This window comes from Oleiphilus sp. HI0086 (assembly GCF_001635225.1).
The window spans coordinates 1-2,734 of sequence record NZ_LWFZ01000876.1 but is presented as its reverse complement, the minus strand read 5'-3'; the positions used below and the strand labels follow the sequence as shown (position 1 = coordinate 2,734).

General features: G+C 42.6%; 3 protein-coding genes and 1 rRNA gene. All 4 read right to left on the bottom strand.

Features of this window, described 5'->3' with window-relative positions; genetic code table 11:
* Positions 1 to 691, bottom strand: a 691-nt coding sequence (locus tag A3756_RS15910; RefSeq protein ID WP_197481335.1) for a DUF6160 family protein, incomplete at its 3' end; no start/stop codon positions are given.
* Between the two features lie 9 nt (positions 692 to 700).
* The gene (locus A3756_RS15905) at positions 701 to 1,240 is read right to left on the bottom strand and encodes a DUF6160 family protein (RefSeq protein ID WP_068514093.1); all 540 of its coding nucleotides are present in this window, start codon (positions 1,238 to 1,240) and stop codon (positions 701 to 703) included.
* Between the two features lie 10 nt (positions 1,241 to 1,250).
* The gene (locus A3756_RS15900) at positions 1,251 to 2,333 is read right to left on the bottom strand and encodes a hypothetical protein (protein WP_068514096.1); all 1,083 of its coding nucleotides are present in this window, start codon (positions 2,331 to 2,333) and stop codon (positions 1,251 to 1,253) included.
* A 218-nt stretch (positions 2,334 to 2,551) separates the two neighbouring features.
* Positions 2,552 to 2,666: ribosomal RNA gene (gene rrf, locus A3756_RS15895) — 5S ribosomal RNA — on the bottom strand.
* Between the last annotated feature and the right edge of the window lie 68 nt (positions 2,667 to 2,734).

Below are 2,734 nucleotides of genomic sequence, written 5' to 3'. Positions count from 1 at the left end.
TTACCCCGTGATTTAACGCGTTATTACTATACCTAATGGCATCTACACTTAGCTCTGCCTTTAGGTTAGGCATTGATAAGTTAAGCTGTCCTGCCTCGGTCACCCCAAACACCGTACCCAAAGATTCGACATCCAAACTTAAACCATCCAAGAAAAACTCATTGCCATTAGTGCGATATCCTAAGCGCCCATTTTCGACGGTAAAATCAATATCATACAACCCACCCAAAACATTGTTAGCACCGTGTCTTGTATTACCTCTGTTGTGCACCAAGATAGAGCCATCAATCTCGTAGTCAATAAAGAAGCCCCCTATACTCGGATCTGTTACAAGTGAAGGCAGGCCCGGCGCATCAACAAAACGAATTTCCTCTATTTCGAACCTTGCGACATTTCCAGAAGAAAAGGCAAACTTTATATCGCCGTTATCAAGAATATCAAACTCTAATCGGTGCTCTGCCAACTGCCCAGGATCTGCAGCAGAGCTCATCTTGACACCCTGCAACGCTATACCCAAACCATCATCAAAATAGGCTATCTCACCCACTGAAAACTTCGATTCTAGGTCAACAGTGATTCCCGACTGCCCACTTACACCCGACAAAAACTCATCACCAAGTGCTTTTAGCTCCGCAGCGCTTATTTGTGGGAGAATAAAAAGCATTAATGTTATTGATAGTCTATTTATCATCCGTAATTCCTAAGGCGTTGGAAAAACCAACAGGTTACCCTGCAAAGTGAGATCACCACTCATCTCGACAGTCATTAAGTCGACCTGCTGATAGTCTGAACTATTACTTGGACGGTCTTGGTTTGCAGTCGCGAGCGTATACTGGAAGTCGTTCATGCGTATACTCTTAGGCAAGCCAATTTCGATCACATCCCGATTAAATAGCAGACCGTCACCACCAAAACCATCTGCAATATCTCTCAGTCTAAACGTAAGACCTTCAAAAGAGACTGAGCCTTGAATATTATCAATCGCAAACCAGCCTCCATCATTCTGAGTCTTAAAAGCTAAGCGCGCCCCACATACTTTTTGACTATTTGAACAATCTCCAAAGTAACCATGGCTGTCAGAGTCATTGAACGCCCCACCCTCTTCGTTGATTGAAACTTCACCTGTTAAATAAACACCACTTTGCCCTGTCACCTCTGATAGATCTGAGTCATCAATACTTGACATCTCTGCATTAGCGAGCCCGGCAGTAAGCATAAAAATTAGTACCCGAAACAACATAAATAAGCCTCTAGTTAGGATCCAAGTCCCGAAATTTAACATCCATATACTGGACCAATATCCCTTCAATTCGCTGCTCGCCTAAACTTGTACCACCAATGTCTAAATCACCGACAATGATATTGCTACGATACTCACCATTCGTATAATAATCGTGAAAAAAGTCATGCGCTGCGACAGCATCCGGGTCAGCTAAATCGTATGAACCATCAACAACATTAATCTTATCCATATATGGATGTGTAATTTTCGCTATTTGAAGAGTAAGCCCACCGCTTGTTGGTAGATTGCTAGATCCATCTACCCCGATGTATAAGGGCTGGAACGTGTGACCTAAAGCCAACTCCATTTGGAAGTTGGACATTTTAATGCTAGATGAGCAACCTTGATTAATTTGCTCACAAGTACTTACCTCAATGGAGGGAGAATAAAAGTTAAGACGAAACTCTGCTGCCATACGCTCTTCCCCGTCATCGCCCCACAAGCGCAAGTAAGACCCGTCAAACACGGCACTTTCAACATTGATGTTTAAATTGCTTGCAAGAGCACCATCATTAATTTCAAGTTCTAAGCCAAGATCTGGCCTCTCCCCATTTACCCATTCAGCAGATGAAGGTCTACTAGAACACTCCCCACCTGCAGCACCAGTCAAACAGTCATAACCTTGAGCAGTATCTAAAACCTTCCTAGGTGCCGCAAATTCAAGTACCGCCTCTCCGGGTAAGCCAATATCAGGGTCATCACCATTTAATAAATCAATTTCGTATGGGTTAGTTAGCCTACCTAGATTTACACCCTCTAGAGTCTCCCCATAATTACTACCTGCACGCGCGATATACATTTGATTAACGTTGATTACAACGTCTTCTCCAGCACTGTTAGTTACACCACTAATCCTGAATACCTTGCCTTCGCTTGGATTATGGCCGTGACTGAAAATAAAGTCATCCATCACTAAACCGATGCCTTGGCCATCGACCTCAGATAAATCACTGTCAGATAGCGACTGCATTTCTGCATATATCTTCGTACTACTAGCCATCATTAGCGATAGAAATAACAAAGCAATTTTGTTGTTTGTAGATGCATTCATAGTTGAAATCAGCGTCCTGATTTATTAGAAGTTAGGGAAGTATACCCAATAATTAATTAAATCATGTCTTGCGAGTCAAAACTTTACAGTCGTTCACAAATCAAACAACAAGATAAGAACCTGCTCACATAATTAAAACGAAAGTGAGTTACTTACAATACTTTCTTCCAGGCAATAAAAAACCCCAGTAGGACGACCTACTGGGGTTTCTAATAGAAGCCTGACGATGACCTACTCTCACATGGGACCTCCCACACTACCATCGGCGATGCTTCGTTTCACTTCTGAGTTCGGGATGGGATCAGGTGGTTCCAAAGCTCTATGGTCGTCAGGCAAAACTTCGGTTGCTGATACTTGATCAACAACACTTAATTCTGCGTCTTTAACAATAGCAAGTAATA